This is a genomic window from Bacillus marasmi, assembly GCF_902168435.1.
Classification (GTDB): Bacteria; Bacillota; Bacilli; order Bacillales; family Cytobacillaceae; genus Bacillus_BU; species Bacillus_BU marasmi.
Map to the genome: position 1 here is coordinate 81,587 of NZ_LR656167.1, position 16,817 is coordinate 98,403.

Annotated in this window: 14 protein-coding genes and 1 other annotated feature; of the genes, 8 read left to right on the top strand and 6 right to left on the bottom strand. The window is 38.0% G+C overall.

Annotated elements, in window-relative coordinates; all coding sequences use genetic code 11:
- The first annotated feature begins 14 nt into the window (after nt 1–14).
- The 4 genes from lplA (at nt 15) to FXW34_RS06375 (ending at nt 4,250) form a co-directional block, all read left to right on the top strand.
- A complete protein-coding gene (lplA, locus tag FXW34_RS06360; RefSeq protein WP_147533134.1) occupies nt 15–1,004 on the top strand; it encodes a lipoate--protein ligase in 990 nt (329 codons plus the stop codon).
- 344 nt (nt 1,005–1,348) lie between these two features.
- Nucleotides 1,349–2,335: an ABC transporter substrate-binding protein gene (locus tag FXW34_RS06365; protein WP_147533135.1), complete on the top strand. Its 987-nt coding sequence runs from the start codon at nt 1,349–1,351 to the stop codon at nt 2,333–2,335.
- Between the two features lie 117 nt (nt 2,336–2,452).
- Entirely contained in the window at nt 2,453–3,481 is a 1,029-nt protein-coding gene (locus tag FXW34_RS06370) for an ABC transporter permease (RefSeq protein ID WP_147533136.1), read from the top strand.
- Nucleotides 3,456–4,250, top strand: a complete 795-nt coding sequence (locus tag FXW34_RS06375) for an ABC transporter ATP-binding protein (protein WP_147533137.1) — start codon at nt 3,456–3,458, stop codon at nt 4,248–4,250. The genes FXW34_RS06370 and FXW34_RS06375 overlap by 26 nt, the downstream gene beginning before the upstream one ends.
- Nucleotides 4,251–4,359: 109 nt before the next feature.
- Here the strand turns inward: FXW34_RS06375 and FXW34_RS06380 are convergent, their stop codons facing one another.
- The 3 genes from FXW34_RS06380 to FXW34_RS06390 all read right to left on the bottom strand — a co-directional run bounded on the left by FXW34_RS06380 (nt 4,360) and on the right by FXW34_RS06390 (nt 8,492).
- On the bottom strand, nt 4,360–5,463 hold the full coding sequence (locus tag FXW34_RS06380) for a GerAB/ArcD/ProY family transporter (RefSeq protein ID WP_187118856.1): 1,104 nt from the start codon (nt 5,461–5,463) through the stop codon (nt 4,360–4,362).
- Nucleotides 5,464–5,697: 234 nt separating this feature from the next.
- Nucleotides 5,698–6,951 (bottom strand): Ger(x)C family spore germination protein, encoded by a 1,254-nt coding sequence (locus FXW34_RS06385; RefSeq protein WP_147533139.1) that lies wholly within the window; start codon nt 6,949–6,951, stop codon nt 5,698–5,700.
- A complete protein-coding gene (locus tag FXW34_RS06390; protein WP_147533140.1) occupies nt 6,948–8,492 on the bottom strand; it encodes a spore germination protein in 1,545 nt (514 codons plus the stop codon). Before FXW34_RS06390 ends, FXW34_RS06385 begins: the two co-directional genes overlap by 4 nt.
- Nucleotides 8,493–8,676: 184 nt before the next feature.
- Here FXW34_RS06390 and FXW34_RS06395 point away from each other — a divergent pair, with 184 nt between their 5' ends.
- Nucleotides 8,677–9,669, top strand: a complete 993-nt coding sequence (locus FXW34_RS06395) for a zinc-binding dehydrogenase (RefSeq protein WP_147533141.1) — start codon at nt 8,677–8,679, stop codon at nt 9,667–9,669.
- Nucleotides 9,670–9,727: 58 nt separating this feature from the next.
- Here FXW34_RS06395 and FXW34_RS06400 read toward each other — a convergent pair whose 3' ends face one another.
- Nucleotides 9,728–10,615 (bottom strand): methyltransferase domain-containing protein, encoded by an 888-nt coding sequence (locus tag FXW34_RS06400; protein WP_342780678.1) that lies wholly within the window; start codon nt 10,613–10,615, stop codon nt 9,728–9,730.
- 204 nt (nt 10,616–10,819) lie between these two features.
- Between FXW34_RS06400 and FXW34_RS06405 the strand changes: the two genes are divergently transcribed.
- A complete protein-coding gene (locus tag FXW34_RS06405; RefSeq protein WP_147533142.1) occupies nt 10,820–11,386 on the top strand; it encodes a thioredoxin family protein in 567 nt (188 codons plus the stop codon).
- 48 nt (nt 11,387–11,434) lie between these two features.
- Here FXW34_RS06405 and FXW34_RS06410 read toward each other — a convergent pair whose 3' ends face one another.
- Entirely contained in the window at nt 11,435–12,682 is a 1,248-nt protein-coding gene (locus FXW34_RS06410; protein ID WP_147533143.1) for a TolB family protein, read from the bottom strand.
- 186 nt (nt 12,683–12,868) lie between these two features.
- On the opposite strand from FXW34_RS06410, the gene FXW34_RS06415 reads away from it, so the two are divergent.
- Nucleotides 12,869–13,576, top strand: a complete 708-nt coding sequence (locus FXW34_RS06415) for a DNA alkylation repair protein (RefSeq protein WP_147533144.1) — start codon at nt 12,869–12,871, stop codon at nt 13,574–13,576.
- A 52-nt stretch (nt 13,577–13,628) separates the two neighbouring features.
- Entirely contained in the window at nt 13,629–14,981 is a 1,353-nt protein-coding gene (locus FXW34_RS06420) for a TrkH family potassium uptake protein (protein WP_147533145.1), read from the top strand.
- A 43-nt stretch (nt 14,982–15,024) separates the two neighbouring features.
- Here the strand turns inward: FXW34_RS06420 and brnQ are convergent, their stop codons facing one another.
- Nucleotides 15,025–16,353 (bottom strand): branched-chain amino acid transport system II carrier protein, encoded by a 1,329-nt coding sequence (gene brnQ / locus FXW34_RS06425; RefSeq protein ID WP_147533146.1) that lies wholly within the window; start codon nt 16,351–16,353, stop codon nt 15,025–15,027.
- A 110-nt stretch (nt 16,354–16,463) separates the two neighbouring features.
- Nucleotides 16,464–16,711, bottom strand: a binding site (T-box leader).
- Between the last annotated feature and the right edge of the window lie 106 nt (nt 16,712–16,817).

Consider the following 16,817-nt stretch of genomic DNA (forward strand, 5'->3'; position numbering starts at 1 on the left):
ATGGAGGCGATATTGTGCTTTTTATCGATAATAAGGGAATAACAGATCCACGGATAAATCTTGCAATTGAAGAATACGCATTAAAAAAATTAAATATAAATGAAACATATTTATTGTTTTACATAAATGAGCCATCAATCATCATTGGTAAAAATCAAAACACGATTGAAGAAATCAATACAGATTATGTTGAGAAAAATGGGATTCATGTTGTGCGGCGCTTATCGGGGGGTGGGGCAGTTTATCATGATTTAGGAAATTTGAATTTCAGTTTTATCACTAAGGATGACGGAGAAAGTTTTCATAATTTCCAAAAGTTCACCCAACCCGTCATAAACGCACTAAAAAAATTAGGTGTAAACGCTGAGCTTAGTGGCAGGAATGATATCGTTGCTGAAGGTCGGAAAATCTCCGGAAATGCCCAGTTCTCGACTAAAGGAAGAATGTTCAGCCATGGAACACTTTTGTTCGATTCGGAAATTGATAGTGTAGTTTCTGCTCTAAAAGTGAAAAAGGACAAAATTGAATCGAAGGGAATTAAATCAATTCGCAGCCGGGTCGCGAATATCTCTGAATTTTTATCAGAAAGTATCACGATAGAAGATTTCAGACACCTGTTGCTAGAAAGCATATTTGAAGGTGAAACTGATATTCCTGAATATGTTTTGACAGAATCGGATTGGAAGGAAATTAATCAACTCTCAAAGGAACGCTATCAAAATTGGGATTGGAATTATGGAAAGTCACCAAAATTCAATCTTCAACATTCACACCGCTTTCCAGTTGGCCAAATTGATGTTCGCTTAGAGGTGAATAAGGGAGAGATTGGGTTATGTAAAATTTACGGAGATTTTTTTGGGATAGGAGATGTCCAAGACATTGAAGAACGCCTTGTAGGTATACGTTACGAACGAGCGCTAATCGAACAAGCACTAGCGGATATCGATATTAAACATTACTTCGGTAATATCACAAAAGAAGACTTTATTCAATTACTCTATTAACCCAAACAACCACGGTGCCATAATACATCGTGGTTTTACTTTTAATTAAATATTGGAATAGCAAAAACGGACAGGCTTCGACAGAAATATTATTTAAAAAAGATAAATTGATAATGTTTGTTGGAAAAAATTATAAATATTTATCAGGGGTAGTAAATAAGATAAAACCTAGAATAACATATTTTATGTTGTTAAATCAGTTATTTGACAGAAAATTGTCATAAATCAATCCGAAAAATATTTAAAATATCTAAAAATACTTGCAATTAAAAATAATTTCGCGCTATAATTTAGTGCATAAAAGCGGAAAAGTAAAAAAGCAAAATTGAGGGGGAAGAAAAACCATGAAAAAAGGTTGGAAAACGCTGATAGCTGCTAGTTTAATTGGCAGTGTTATACTTAGCGGTTGTGGCAGTAAGGAAACTAGTGATAACGGAAGTTCTGACGAAAAAACCTATAAAGTTGGTGTAAGCCAATTTGTTGAGCATGATTCCCTTGATAAAGCTTTTGAAGGATTTAAACAAGCACTTAAGGATGAGGGTTTAAAGGTTGAATACGATGTTCAAAATGCTCAAGCAGACATGAACAATAACTTACCAATTGCCCAAAATTTTGTAGGTGACAATGTTGATTTGATTTTCGCAAATTCAACACCAAGTGCACTAGGAGCATTGAATGCAACGAAGGATATTCCAATTATTTTTACATCTGTTACAGACCCTGTTGCACCTGGGCTTGTAAAGGCAATGGATGAGCCAGGTGAGAATATTACTGGTACAACTGATAATCACCCAGATGCGATTCCTAATACTGTTAAATTTATTGATGAACAGTTTGAAGGGAACAAAGTTGGTTTGATTTATAACGCCGGTGAACAAAATTCCGAAGCGCAAATTAAGCTAGTGGAAAAAGCAGCAAAAGGTACAGACTTAAAGCTTGTAAAAGCGACAGTATCTACAACAGCAGAAGTTAAACAGGCTGCCGAGTCCTTAATTGGTGCAGTTGATATGATTTATATTGTGACAGACAATACGGTTGTAGCTGCTCTTGATTCCGTTGTGAAGGTTGCTGAGGATAATGATATTCCATTATTTGTCGGTGAGCTTGATTCTGTAGAAAATGGCGGTTTTGCAGCTTACGGATTTGATTATTATGATATCGGATATCAAGCAGGCTTAATGGCGTCTAAAGTTCTAAAGGGCGAGAAGAAAACGAGTGAAATACCGGTTGAATATCCTGAGAAACTGACACTTGTCATCAATAAAAATGCCGCAGAAAAAATGAATGTTGAAATCAAAAAAGAATGGGAAGAAATGGCTGAAATAAAATAGTAAGTGGAAAAACAAATCCATTGAACATAGTTGTAATAAGTGGTGTGAAGGTAGTTGATCTGAGTTACGGTCAACTACCTTTACATTCATACAGCCATGATAGAAAGGAAGAATCATATGTTTACCGCCATATTTGGCTCTTTGGAAGCTGGTGTGATTTACGCACTGATGGCTTTAGGGGTTTATCTATCATTTCGAATATTAGATTTCCCAGATTTGACGGTGGATGGTAGCTTTGTAACTGGGGCTGCCGTTGCTGCTGTGTTGATAGTTGAGGGGGTTAGCCCATTTATAGCAACAGTTGTAGCGCTACTTGCAGGAGTATTGGCAGGGCTTATGACTGGAATACTTCACACGAAGGGGAAAATAAATCCGCTCCTATCAGGAATACTAATGATGATTGCCTTATATTCAATTAATCTACGAATTATGGGGAAATCAAATGTCCCTCTTTTAAACGAAGAAACCTTGATTACACAAATCAATGATTTTTGGAGCAAATTGGGCATTGATGCTGCGCTTGAATCTGCCCTTATTAATATTGGCTTAGGTGAGTTTGTTCCGAAAACTTGGGGAACGCTTATCGTCATGCTGTTGTTAACCTTAATTGTGAAATTTGCTATCGACTGGTTCCTAAAAACGGATTTAGGTTTGGCAATTCGAGCAACAGGTGATAATGAAACGATGATTCGTAGTTTCTCAGCTAATACCGATTTTCTGAAAACTTTAGGACTGGGATTATCAAATGGTCTTGTCGCTTTATCAGGAGCATTAATTGCACAATATGGTAGCTTCAGTGATGTTGGAATGGGAATCGGGATGATCGTCATTGGCCTAGCTTCGGTTATTATTGGTGAAGCGATTTTTGGTACGAAGAATATTGTCCGCGCAACATTTGCTGTAATTGGGGGTGCGATATTATATCGTATTATTGTGTCAATCGCCCTCCGTGTTCAATTTTTGGAAACTGGAGATATGAAATTAATTACTGCTTGTATTGTTATTATTGCGCTTATTATTCCAAAGTTGCTTGATTCGCAGCGTGAACGAAAGCGTAAGCGGAAACGGTTATTGGAAGCGAGTAAGAAACAGAGTCCGGTAGAGAGAAGTGGTGAGCAGCTTGCTAGCATTAAATCAGATCTTTAAGGTATTTAATGAAGGGACTCCTGATGAGAAGGTTGCCTTAGATCATGTGAATCTTCATTTGAATAAAGGTGATTTTGTGACAGTTATTGGTAGTAATGGTGCCGGTAAATCTACATTGATGAACATTATTTCCGGGAAACTAATTACCGATATTGGTTCCGTCTCGATTGACGGGAAGGACGTAACCCATGTTAAGGAACATAAACGGGCAAGATTAATTGGTCGTGTGTTCCAAGATCCAATGGCGGGTACAGCACCGAAAATGACAATTGAAGAAAATTTAGCGATTGCCTACTCACGTGTGGGAGCGCGTGGCCTTCGAAGTGGTTTATCAAAAAAACGCCGTGATTTCTTCAGGGAGAAATTAGAAATGCTTCATTTGGGTTTGGAAAATCGGTTACAGGCAAAAGCAGGTTTGTTATCTGGTGGTGAGCGTCAAGCACTATCGTTATTGATGGCGACTTTCACTGAGCCAAAAATTCTATTGCTAGATGAACACACTGCTGCACTTGATCCATCAAGAGCTGAGCTCGTTACGCAGCTGACGAAAGAGATTGTAAATGAATACCAATTAACTACGTTAATGGTTACCCATAATATGCAACAGGCCCTAGACCTTGGTAATCGGTTAATAATGATGGATAAGGGTCAAATTATTTTTGAAGCAAATGAGGAAGAAAAGCAGGATTTAACGATTGAACGTTTGTTGAGCGAGTTCCAACGCATTCGTGGTGAAAAAATGAACAGTGACCGTGCTGTCTTGATTTAATAAATTTGGATGTTGATTTCCGCTCCAGTCAACGTTGAAAAAATCAACATTGTTCATTAACACAGCCGAAAAAAATGCATGCATCCAAAATATCGGATGCATGTTTTTCTTATGGTGTCGCATTTCTATTTTTATTTCGAAAAAAGATTAAGGTTAAAAAAACGAGCATGATCGGAATGGCTGCGCCCATAATGATATTCATTGGTACGTAGGATTGAAATAAAAACTCATTAAATTCGGCATAGTTCTTTGCGAAAAACAAGGAGCCAATACCAATTAGCCATGCTAAGGGAACAACAAGTGGCTGATAGCTCGATAACTTAAATATTTGTCCGATCCCTAAACTGAGTCCGTAAAAAAAGACAGAAATTCGTATCATCGAACCAACCGTCCAAAACAATATTGCAATTGTATCAAACCGATTAATCACATCTCCACTAGTGATATAGCGAACCTCAGAAAAGGTTGGAAAGGCCATTTTTGCAGCCTCTACTGGACCGAATAATGCGATTGGTCCTGTAATTGGTCCTAGGAAAAAGATGAGTGTAATTATAGCTGTCCATAGCCCTGTTTTCCCGAGCTTTTCCGGTCTTTGTACATACGGAAGAATCATCCCCATGATGACAAATTCTCCAAACCATCCCATGACAGATAATGAACCAAGCGCCACAGGTCGAAGCCCATTTCCTAAAATCGGCAATAGATTTGAATAATCCTTTTCTTTTCCTATAGTTAAGAAAACAACTGATATAGCTACAATAACTAAAACGGGTAGCATAATTTGATTTAATCTCCCTAAAGTTTCTAGGCCTCGGGAAACGATAAAAGTTGTTAACAGGAGAATGATAGAAACAAATGCCCAATAAGGTGTTTCAGGCAAAATCCTCGAATAAGCTTCAACAAACAATCTTGTCCCCAAGGTAACCATGATAAAAAAGTATCCTAGATAAAGGATTCCAAGTAATTTTCCGACCCAAGAGAAGTGCATAAATAGTATTTCAATTAAAGTTAGTCCAGGAAAGTATTGTGCTAGCTTTACTAATGAAAAGATGCCTGTTAAGCCCAAAATTGTGCCAACTATAGCGGCAATCCAGCCATCCTGTCTGCTTTGTGAAAAAATAACTGTTAATACAATTAAATGACCAATAATCGTTAGGGAGGTAATTGCTAACATTGCGGCTTGTGTATTACTGATTCGACCATGCTCTATCACTGATGATGCCTCCATTCATTTAACAAGCTGACTTAGGCCATTAAATATACTAGCAATGGAATATCCTTTGATTTCAAAAATTAATAATATACCAGAAACAACCGCGAGACTGATAATGCTTACAACGACTTTAAACGTACGATAGTCTTTATTTTTAATCAAAAAATAACAGTTTGTCGTTGATGATATGCAAATTAAGAAGATAAGGACTAAACTAAGTAATATTTTCATAACTTACCTCGATTCGTATGCTTTACTCGGTTCTTTATGGAGACCAAAGCGAGATATATTAGTTTGAACCTGTAATCTAATGTGTAAATTCTTTAGTCCGTCTTTTCGCCAGTTAGGCGCAATTTTATCCCATTCCCTTGGGTTTTTTCGATAAATTGCCTCTCCAAAGGAAAATACATCTGTCTGCCATTGTTTTTGGGCCTTTGTTAGGATAGTTTTAACTTCCTTAGTAACGAATTTTTCGAGTTGTTGATTTAACTCATCAATGTTTTCACTATCGAGCTTCATATTTGGACAGTTAACCTCATTAATGTCAGCCTTTACGTTTATTTTTAAGGTTAGCTTATCCGCAGGATTGGTCGGATCCGGAATACGTTGTGATTTTGTATCACGGATAATGATACTGACATTTTCATTGGGGTTAGTGCCGCAATTTAACACGATGATATCGTTTTTTACATTTCCACGAACCCATAACAATCCACGTGTTTCGCTTTCATTTAAAAAACCATATAATTTCCCATGTTTGAAAACCGCGGTTCCACCTAAACTAGCTACAGAAACTTTATCTTTTAATTCTTTATTAAGAGTATGATTCTCGCCATTTGCAGCAATTCCGATATTTTTGGCTGTCGAGAGAACACCGGTAACTGGGTCGGTAGTGTTACTCGTAAAGGACTTCATGAACTGGCTTAAATCAGATATCATATTTGCACTGATATTCCGTCCTGCTTTTGTAAAATCGAGAATTTCAAGACCAAGTGTTGCATTAAATTCTGGGGCGGTTCTAATGATTTCGCTAACCTTTTCCTTCGTCACGATTAATTTAATATTAGGCCGAAATCGAGTTTCACGCTGAAAATAGTCTAAGGTTGGTTGCATTCGCTTTTGCGCAACTTTTTGACTGATCAATAATATATTCATATGTCCTAAATAGACTTTTTCAGGAATTGAGTTTGATAGCTGATACAAAGCTTTAGAAATCGATTTTCCAGTCGCTGTCTGGAATATAAAATTATTTTGATGATCATCACTCATTTTTTCTGTCATAGCAGGTGAGAATAGTGCTCCAGGTCTAACAATTGCAGCTGTTACTTCGTATTCGCCAGCCTCATTAATATCAATTCCTAATACATTTGTAATGGCCATATTATGAACTTCAATTGAGCTCCAACAGCCAGACAAAAGTAAAATGAAGAAGAGTAAAGGGATGTAACAAAGTTTATGAATCATTTTCCCGGAAAAGAGATTGCTCATATTTCATCCTTCTCCTTTTTAAATGAAGGTGCCTCTGTATCTGAACTAGATTTTGTTCCAAATCCAATTGGCCTCGAATCCATTGCCCACCATGGTGCCCGTACGAACACATCCTTCCATCTTTCCATTCGTGCCGGTGAAACAGGAAAGAAGTACGGGGTGCCAAACGAGCGGATACTGACTAAATATGTTAATCCAAACATGAGTCCTACAATTATCCCCATAAATCCAAATAGACCAGCTAACAGAAGCAATGGCAAACCAGAAAAGCGGATAGTTTGATGAAACACATAATTAGGCAAAATAAATGATGTAAGTGCAGTCACGGAAACAACTATCGCAAGTATTGGTCCCACAATACCTGCTTGAACAGCTGCTTGACCAATTAGAACCAGTCCTAAAATCGTAACGATAGGCCCGCCAAAGGGTTTTGGCATTCTAAGACCTGCTTCCCGAAGTAATTCAAAAGTAAGATACATAAAAAGTGCTTCAAGTAGTACAGGGTAGGGAAGAGCCTCGCGATTGGCAGCAATTCTAATGATAAAGGGACTTTGGAGTAAATCTTGATGGAAAGAAACAAGCGCAACATAAAAGGCTGGAAGTATGAGTGTGACAAACAGACCGAGAAACCGAATCCACCGAATAATGGTTGCCGCAAATGCTCCGTCATAATAATCCTCACTAGAATGAAGGAATTCCACAAAGAGAGCTGGAACTGTAAGGGCAAATGGAGAACCATCAACAAGTATGGCAACCTTTCCATCTAACAGACTTCCGCAAACGTGATCAGGACGTTCAGTACTATAAACGGTTGGAACAGGTGACCTTGGCTGATCTTTTATCATAGATTCCACATAATGACTGTCAAGAATACTATCAGTTTGGATTTGTGATAAACGATGATGAACCTCTTCGACTACTTCGTGACTTGCTTTTCCGTGAATGTAAATTACGCTAATCTTTGTTTTCGATTGTTTTCCTATAGTTGAATTTTCAACTTTTAAAGCTGATGTTTTTAGTTTTTTTCGAATCATCATCACATTTTTTTGAAGGTCCTCGACAAACCCCTCTTTAGGACCTCGGACAGTTTGCTCAGTTTCAGGAGTGCTAATATGTCTGCCTAAATCGGCCTTTGTATTAAAGATAAATGCAGATTCTACTTCGTTGACCATTAACACAGCATTTCCTTCTAATAGGTGTTCAGAAACAGTCTCAAGCGAGTTGACCTCCATTAAAAGACTATAAGCAAATCTCTGGTAAATAAATTTGGAAATGTCGCCTTGACTAGAGATTGCATCGTTGCCAAGTGCTAGCTTTGTTTCAATTCTTTGCATTGCTTCACGACTAACCATATCGTTTAGATAAATTAAGCAACACGAAAAGTGGTTTATATTTGTAGAATGAGATATCAAATCATTACATAAATCAAACATTCCATGCAAACTATCGAGGTTTTCTTGCAAATCTGCTGACAAATGCTTGGAGATTTTTCGTTTTACTAATTGCCTTTGTGTTCCGTGTGAAGGATCATGACCTGCCATTTCTTAACACCTCCTAACCGTTAAGTTTTCCTAGTAATGCTTGAAATATTACACTCTGGTAAAAAGTAATAAAAAGAATTTGTAAAGAAAAAGATAACAAGAGTAGCGTTAGAAATAATATAATTGTTTTGGTTGCGTATTTTAGTAACTAAATCTAACTTAGAAATTTCATTGGAGTGATTGGATGAAAGCTGTTGTGCACGCAGGAAAAACTGGATTAGAAGGGCTTACATACCGAGAATTTGAAGAAATTGAGCCAAAAGCTGGCGAAGTAAGAGTCAAGCTTAAAACAGCTGGCCTGAATCACCGCGATTTATTTTCGCTAGTGCGTCATCAGCCAAATGACCCTCCGTTAATATTAGGTTCGGATGGGGCAGGAATTGTTGATGCTGTTGGAGATGGTGTTGAAGGCATAAAGGTTGGTGATGAGGTGATCATTAACCCAAGCTTAGGATGGAAAGAAAATAGTGATGCTCCACCCCCAGGATTTGAAATTTTAGGATTGCCATTTCACGGTACCTTTGCTGAGAAGGTTGTTGTCCCTGCTGAAAATGCTGTTAAAAAACCAGCTTATTTAACTTGGGAAGAAGCAGGAGTACTTTCTCTGGCTGCTTTAACCGCCTACCGCGCCTTATTTACACGTGGGAAAATAAAAGCTGGCATGAATGTATTAATACCAGGGATTGGTGGCGGCGTAGCTACATTGTTGATGCAGTTTGCAAAAGCAGTTGGCGCAACGGTCTACGTAACGTCTCGTTCGAAGGACAAGTGTGAGAAGGCACTTGAGCTTGGAGCGGATAAAGCGTTTGATAGTAATGGGGATTGGAATGAAGCACTTGAAGGTGTGAAAATGGACCTAATCATCGATTGCGTTGGTCCCGCAACGTTTAATCAATCTTTAGCACAGCTCCGCCAAGGAGGCACGATTGTTACATTTGGTTCATCAACTGGTGATGAGGTACAGATCAATTTACGAAGTTTCTTTTATGGGCAATTTAATTTCTACGGTTCAACAATGGGCAGTGGTGAGGAGTATATTGAAATGCTTCAGTTTATCGAAAAACACCAAATACGTCCAGTAATCGATCAAATGTATCCATTGGAGCAATTTGACCAAGCTTTTGACCGTTTAGAAAAAGCGGAGCAACTCGGAAAACTTGGATTTTTGATTGGATAGATTGTATACAATTAATACAAGAAAGGCATCGACAATTATTATTTGCCGATGCCTGTTTTTATTTAGAAGTTTTTTTGCCTATTAAGATTTCTAAATCAACGGTAATCTCGTAAATATTTTTTGCTAAAAACGCTTGAACTTCCTCATCGGTTCTATCCCATGTTAAAGGTGTCATTCGAATCAACGATTCCAGTGAAGTCTTGTCTAGGTTCACAGAATAGGTTAGCCTTAATGAATCTAGCAATTGAAATCTTTCGTTGAAGCGGTCGATGGTATCTGAGTTTGAATAGGTTTTTTTATCAGTTTCATGATAGAAGGCTTGCCTTAACTCTTTTAGATAGCTGCTTTGAGGAACAACTTTAATGAGCAATCCGTCTTTTTTTAATAGCCGATTAAATTCAGCATAGTTTGAAGGGGATAAAATATTAAGGATAACGTCAAATTGATGCTCTTGAAATGGTGTATTAGCTAAGTCGGCAACAGTCCAAATCTTCTCTGCATGATTTTTGGCAGCTGCGATGATTCCTTCCTTGGCAATATCAATGCCAACACCAATTGCTGTTGTAGAGACTCCCTCACAAATGCTTGAAAGGTGCGTACCTTCTCCACAGCCTGTATCGAGTATCATTACTTTATGATCAAATCCGTCCCGATTAATAATGTTTTCGATTGATTCGATTAATGGATTGAAAAAACCCTCCTCAGCCATTAGTCTTCTTCGGGCTTCGAAAAGCTGTTTATCATACTTCGTCTTAATTTGATGGGTTGTCAAATTAAGATAACCTTGCTTTGTAAAATCAAACGTGTGCTTGTTTTGGCAAATTAAACTCTTTAACTCTACGACATCCATGGTACAACCACAGACAGGACATTTGAAAATTCCAGCGAAATTCTTAACGAATTGAGCGCTGCTCATTCTCTTATTTTGGGCAGACAATATAGACACCTCTTTATTGTATTACGTTGTATTTGAATTTTCTTGGACTGGATATTTGATAATTTCATTATTTTATCATAAACAATGGTTGGATTCTTCTTTCATTACTGTAAATCCAGGAATAAGTCGTGTGATTTGATTAAATATATTGGACGGGTTAAATTTTAAGTTAAGCAATATAGTTATAGTTGATTGAAAGAAAGGAGCGATTTTATGTCGTTAACGACTTGGTTTGAAAAGGGAATGACTTTTGATGAGTATCGTGCTGGTATGAAAGTGAATGTAAAGCAGCTTAATCATGTTTATGAGGAATTAAGATTTTTACATAATGATTTAGATTTCTTTCATGATTTGGCCAAACGGAATTGGAGAGGTGTTGTCCTAACAGCAGATTGGTGTGGGGATGCAGCACTTAATGTTCCTGTTATTCAAAGGATTGCAGAGGAAGGAAAAATAGAGCTACGCTATCTAATTCGTGATGAGAATTTAGAGTTAATGGATCAATATTTAACAAATGGGACATCTAGAGCTATTCCTATTTTTATTTTCATCGATGAGAGTGGAGCGGAAGTAGCGGTTTGGGGACCACGGGCAAATGAGGTTCAGGATTTAGTAATGGCTTTAAGAGCTGAGCTTCCTCCGTCAGAAGCACCCGATTTTGAAGAGAAGCAAAAAAATATGTATCGTGATTTTAGAAATAAGGTAACTTCTGACCCCGAAATCTGGAGAAATGTTATCGACAGTGTCAAAGCGTGTTTTGTTAAGGGAGTTGAGAAATAAAGCAATTCTTTCACACACTAAAGCAATGGGGGACTGTCCCCCATTGCTTTAGTGTGTGAAAATGGCGTAGTGGCCGATGTTGTTTAGCCAGAGCTTGGCGTTTTGTCCGTCAGGTTTTGCAATCCAGAGGTCACCTTTAAATGCGGACTCTTTTCTCCTGAGCCAGGTGATTTGGTTTGTTGCAGGTACATATCTAGGTTGAACATCTTCAAAGCCTTTAACTGGTTTTGAGATTCGTTTTTGCTTTCCATCACTAATACTTATCGAGTATAACGATGCATTTGGTCGTTTTTTCGGATCATTCGACCATTCTGCCTCCTTCACTCGAGAAACGACAACCCCAACATCACCAACCCATGTAAAACCCATTTCAGCATAATCAGGTGGTGTCAGTTCAATTGTTTTTAGTGCAGGAAGCTCAGTCACTTTCAAATCTTTATTTTTAAATCCAAATACGATTCTTCCGCCACCAGCGATATATCCTAGTAAATTTTTCGAAACGGCCCATTGCGGTTCGTCTAGATGTAGAATGATTTCATCGAGTACTTCAAAATATTTTCCATCAGATGACAGTAGACAAAGCATATTGCTATCCATTGACATGGATGCCGTCGGGCTTACAATAAAGGATAACCATTTTTCATCTGGGGAAAAAGCAAACGAACCAACATTAATTGATAATACATTTGCATCCTTTTTAGAAAGTTCTTTAGGAATGATAAAAAAGCGTTGTCCGCTCATTAGGTTTGTACTTTTGAGGATCTTTGGAACAGCCACCTTATACAGAATTGGATTCGTCCAGCCATCAGGGCGCAAGGTGGCACCTGAAGAAACAATAAACGACTTTCCGTCAGGGAACCAATTGTAGTCGTCGACCCCTAAAGAGATATTATAAAATTGATCCAAATCAGAAATGTTTAAAACGCCTCTGTCAGTAAATGCAACGATATTTTGATTTGGAGACCATTTAGGGTTCCTTCCATTATAAAATATTTTCCTATGTTGTTTAGTCTCGATGCTATATACCCAAAGTTCATTTTGTGGTTCTATGTTCGAGTTTGGTGTTCCGTTCAATTTTTTCTGATATAAGAGCCATTTCCCATCATGGGACCATTGGGGAGGATATGGGAATACAGCTAATTCTGTTGTGATTTTTTCCTGCGTCCCATTGACTTCAATCCAAAGAAAGCCGTCTTTTTCAAATGCTATTTGAAGTGGAGCATTAGACGCTTGTACTGTTGATGCAAACCAAAAGTCCATTGTAAATATGAGGAAAAAAATTAAATGCTTTTTCATTAGTCACTCAACTCTTTCATCAGTTTCTATTAGCTTTTTCTTTTACTAGAAGGAAAATACGGAGACATGGTCGTTTTACAAATAGGGTTTGTTTGAAATGAAGGGATTTTGGAAAAAGATGAAGAAATGAATAGAGCAAGTTATTAATAATTATTACTCTCACATTACGGAAGAAGGTGTTGCTAGGTGACTTTAGAAGAAATCATGACGAAGCTTGCAGAATTGGGTTCGGAGCAAACAAAAAATACGTTAATAAATCATGGTGCGAGAGAGCCGTTCTTTGGTGTGAAGATTGGCGATTTAAAAAAACTTGTGAAATATGTGAAAAAGGACCATGGATTAGCGCTGGCATTATATGAAACTGGAAATTCTGATGCGATGTATTTGGCAGGGCTATCAATTAACCCTAAGCTGATGACGAAGGAAGATTTACATAATTGGGTTCAAAAAGCGTATTGGTATCAGCCGGCTGAATATACTGTGGCAGGCGTTGCAGCTGAAAGTGACTATGCCCTTGAGTTGGCACGGGAGTGGATGAAATCAGACGAAGAAATGATTGCATGTTGCGGATGGAGTACGTATGCCAATTATCTTTCGATTACACCAGATGAAAATTTAGATTTAGAAGAGATTAAGCATCTATTAGATGTCATCGCTGAAACCATTCATTCAGAAAAGAATCGCGTTCGATATAATATGAACACATTCGTCATTAGCGTTGGATCATTCGTTGTTCCACTGTATGAGGATGCGATGAGAGTTGCAGGTCAAATTGGCAAGGTCCAGGTCAATGTTGGTCAAACCGCATGTAAAGTGCCTATCGCGACTGATTATATTAAAAAGGTAGAAGCGAAATCTAAGATTGGTTCAAAGAAAAAAACATGCATCTGCTAAAATGGCGTCAGTAAGGAATGTATTTGCATATTGATATCAGGAGATTACTCGAATGGGGATATTGTATAAAAAAACTGTTAAACTCATTAAATTTAATCCTGCCCAAACCTTATCAATTGGATTTTTATGTCTAATTGCTCTTGGAACCTTGCTGTTGATGCTGCCTTTTGCGACAAAGGACCGTCATCATTTAGCATTTGTTGATGCTTTGTTCGAAGCTACAACCGCAGTCTGTGTGACGGGTCTAGTAGTGGTTGATACGGAAACAACCTTTACGATTTTCGGTCAGATTGTGATGATGTTGTTAATCCAAGTGGGTGGGCTGGGCTTTATGACCTTTGGAATCCTTATTGCACTGTTCCTTGGGAAAAATATTGGTCTGCAAAGCAGATTGATGATTCAGGAATCTTTGAATCAGCTTTCCTTGGAGGGAATGGTTAGATTAGTTAAATTTGTTATTGGTTTCACCTTTTTAGTAGAGGGAGTAGGAGCAATTATATTGGCCATTCGCTGGGCAAGTGACTTTGGATGGCCAAAAGCCATATATTATGGTGTTTTTCATTCAATCTCAGCTTTTAATAATGCTGGGATTGATATCATGGGGGATTTCCGAAGTATGACTGACTATTCCTCAGATATTACGATACTAACAACAGTAAGCTTACTGTTAATGATTGGTGGAATCGGGTATACAGTCATTTTAGATTGTCTTAGAAAAAAATCATTAAAAAAATTATCTTTACATTCAAAATTAGTCCTGATAATGACAATCATATTAGTTTTCTTTGGGACTAGCTTGATATTCATACTAGAATACAATAATCCCGGTACACTGGGAGGACTTTCGTTAAAAGATAAACTACTTAATGCCTATTTCCATGGTGTTGTCCCAAGAACAGCAGGTTTTAATAGTTTGGATATGGGGGAACTCACTTTAAGTTCCCAATTCGTTACGATACTACTCATGTTTATTGGTGGGGGGTCGGGAGGAACGGCTGGCGGAATTAAAGTGACAACATTTTTCATTATCTTCCTCGCGGTTTGGAGCTTAATCAGAGGTAGAGACGATGTCAATATTTTGGAAAAGCGGATTCCAAAGGAAATTATCTTTAGAGCATTTTCGATTACTGTATACTCAACCGCTGTAGTGTTTTTTACGCTATTTATCTTAACGATAACAGAGAATGCTCCATTAAATGTCCTGCTGTTTGAGGTTGTTTCAGCCTTCGCAACGGTTGGGATGTCGTTAGGGATTACACCTGATCTTAGTATAATTGGGAAATTGGTTATAACTATTCTTATGTTTGTTGGTAGGGTTGGGCCGCTTACTATCGCGTTTGCCTTAGCTAAAGTAAATCAAAAACCACCATATAAATACGTAGAAGAAAAAATCATGATAGGTTAACGCGTTGAAGCGGTGGGGGACTGTCCCCCACCGCTTCAACGCGTTATTCTGTCAGTGTTTCGGAAGTTTTTAGTGCTGGTTTGGTTAGGGTGTTTATTACCAATCCAATGACGGTACCAACGATTGCTGGGATAATCCAGTCAAGTCCTACAGCGGAAAATGGTAGAGCATTTCTTAAGGATTGCACTGCTCCAAGTTCCATCCCTGTTGCTGCTAATCCTCCAAGTACAGCGAAAACACCAGTAAATAACATGGCACTTCCGTATACCACACGTGAATTTTTGAAAAAGTGATTGAAAAAGGTTAGCATGATTAACACAATTGTTAGTGGATAAGCTGTTACTAAAAACGGTACTGATACTTTAAGGATTTGGCTTAAGCCTAAGTTTGAAAGGGTAAATCCAACTAAAGTGACTACTAAAACAACTTGTCGATAGCTCAATTTTGGAAGCAAATTAGAGAAATATTGTCCACAGGCGGTCGTTAATCCGACCACAGTTGTAAAGCAGGCTAAAGTGAAAATAAATCCAAGCAATGCTGTCCCGCTATTGCCAAATAACATGGTAGCTGCAGAAGCAAGAATTTGGGTCCCACTTTCATATGTTCCGCTTGCGGCCATTTTACCACCCATCCAGCCGATGCTGATATACACTAAAGCGAGTAAAACACCAGCAACGAGAGATGCTTTAAATGTATATTTCGTCAACAGCTTGCTGTCACTTACACCTTTTTGTTTCACTGCTGTTAATATTACGATACCGAATGCCAAGGATGCTAGGGCATCCATTGTGTTATAACCTTCTAAAAAGCCTTTAAAAAATGCTCCAGCTTGATAATCACCAACTGGCGCGGTCAAGTTTCCGTCTAACTTCAAAAAGCCAGCAACACATAAAACAATCATGGCTAAAACTAAAGTCGGCGTAATCCAGCGCCCCATATATTTTTCCATTTTTGCTGGGTTTAAGCTAATTACATAAACCAATAAGAAAAAGACTACTGAAAATAAAAATAATACTAGTGTTAAATCCCAGGATGCATCGATAAAAGGAACAACGCCCATTTCAAACGCCACATTGGCATTTCGGGGTATTGCTAGGAATGGCCCAATTGATAAATAAACAATCACCATGAACACTGTACTAAATACAGGATGAACACGATTTCCAATCTCTGTGATTCCACCTTTAACAAGCGAAATAGCTATTAGTACAGCAAGTGGGAGTCCAACTCCAGTTATAATAAAACCTGCCATTGCCATCCAAAAAGAGGTGCCCGACTGAGCTCCTAAAAAAGGAGGGAAAATTAAGTTTCCGGCCCCAAAAAACATTGAAAATAACATCAAACCGATAAATAAACTATCAACTTTTTTCATTACAAACTCTCCCTTTTTAGTAATATTTTTCCGTATAAATCAATGACGAATCACCCAACGCTAATGGACGCTGGTGTTTTCCTGGAAAAATAAAAAAACCCGTCCCTATAACAAGGGACGAGTTTGTGCTCGCGTTACCACCCTAATTCCGCATCAACACAAAACATGCGGCTCTCAAGATCAACGTACCATCATACGTGTTCCATAGTAACGGAGGAAAACCCGTCAAAGCTTACTATATTTTCAGCTTTGCATCTCAGAGATGATCTTCAGAAAGGTACTGAACATCGGCTTTCACCACACGCCGACTCTCTTTGGAACAGCAATCCAAACTTACTCTTCTCGTCATTGAATTTATTATTTAAAAATAATTTAACAAAGGTGGTTCAATCTGTCAATATTTTTTGATAGTTTTTATTTTTATAAAACTTCAAAGTGCATCCTGCCGAATTGAAGGGGGAGCC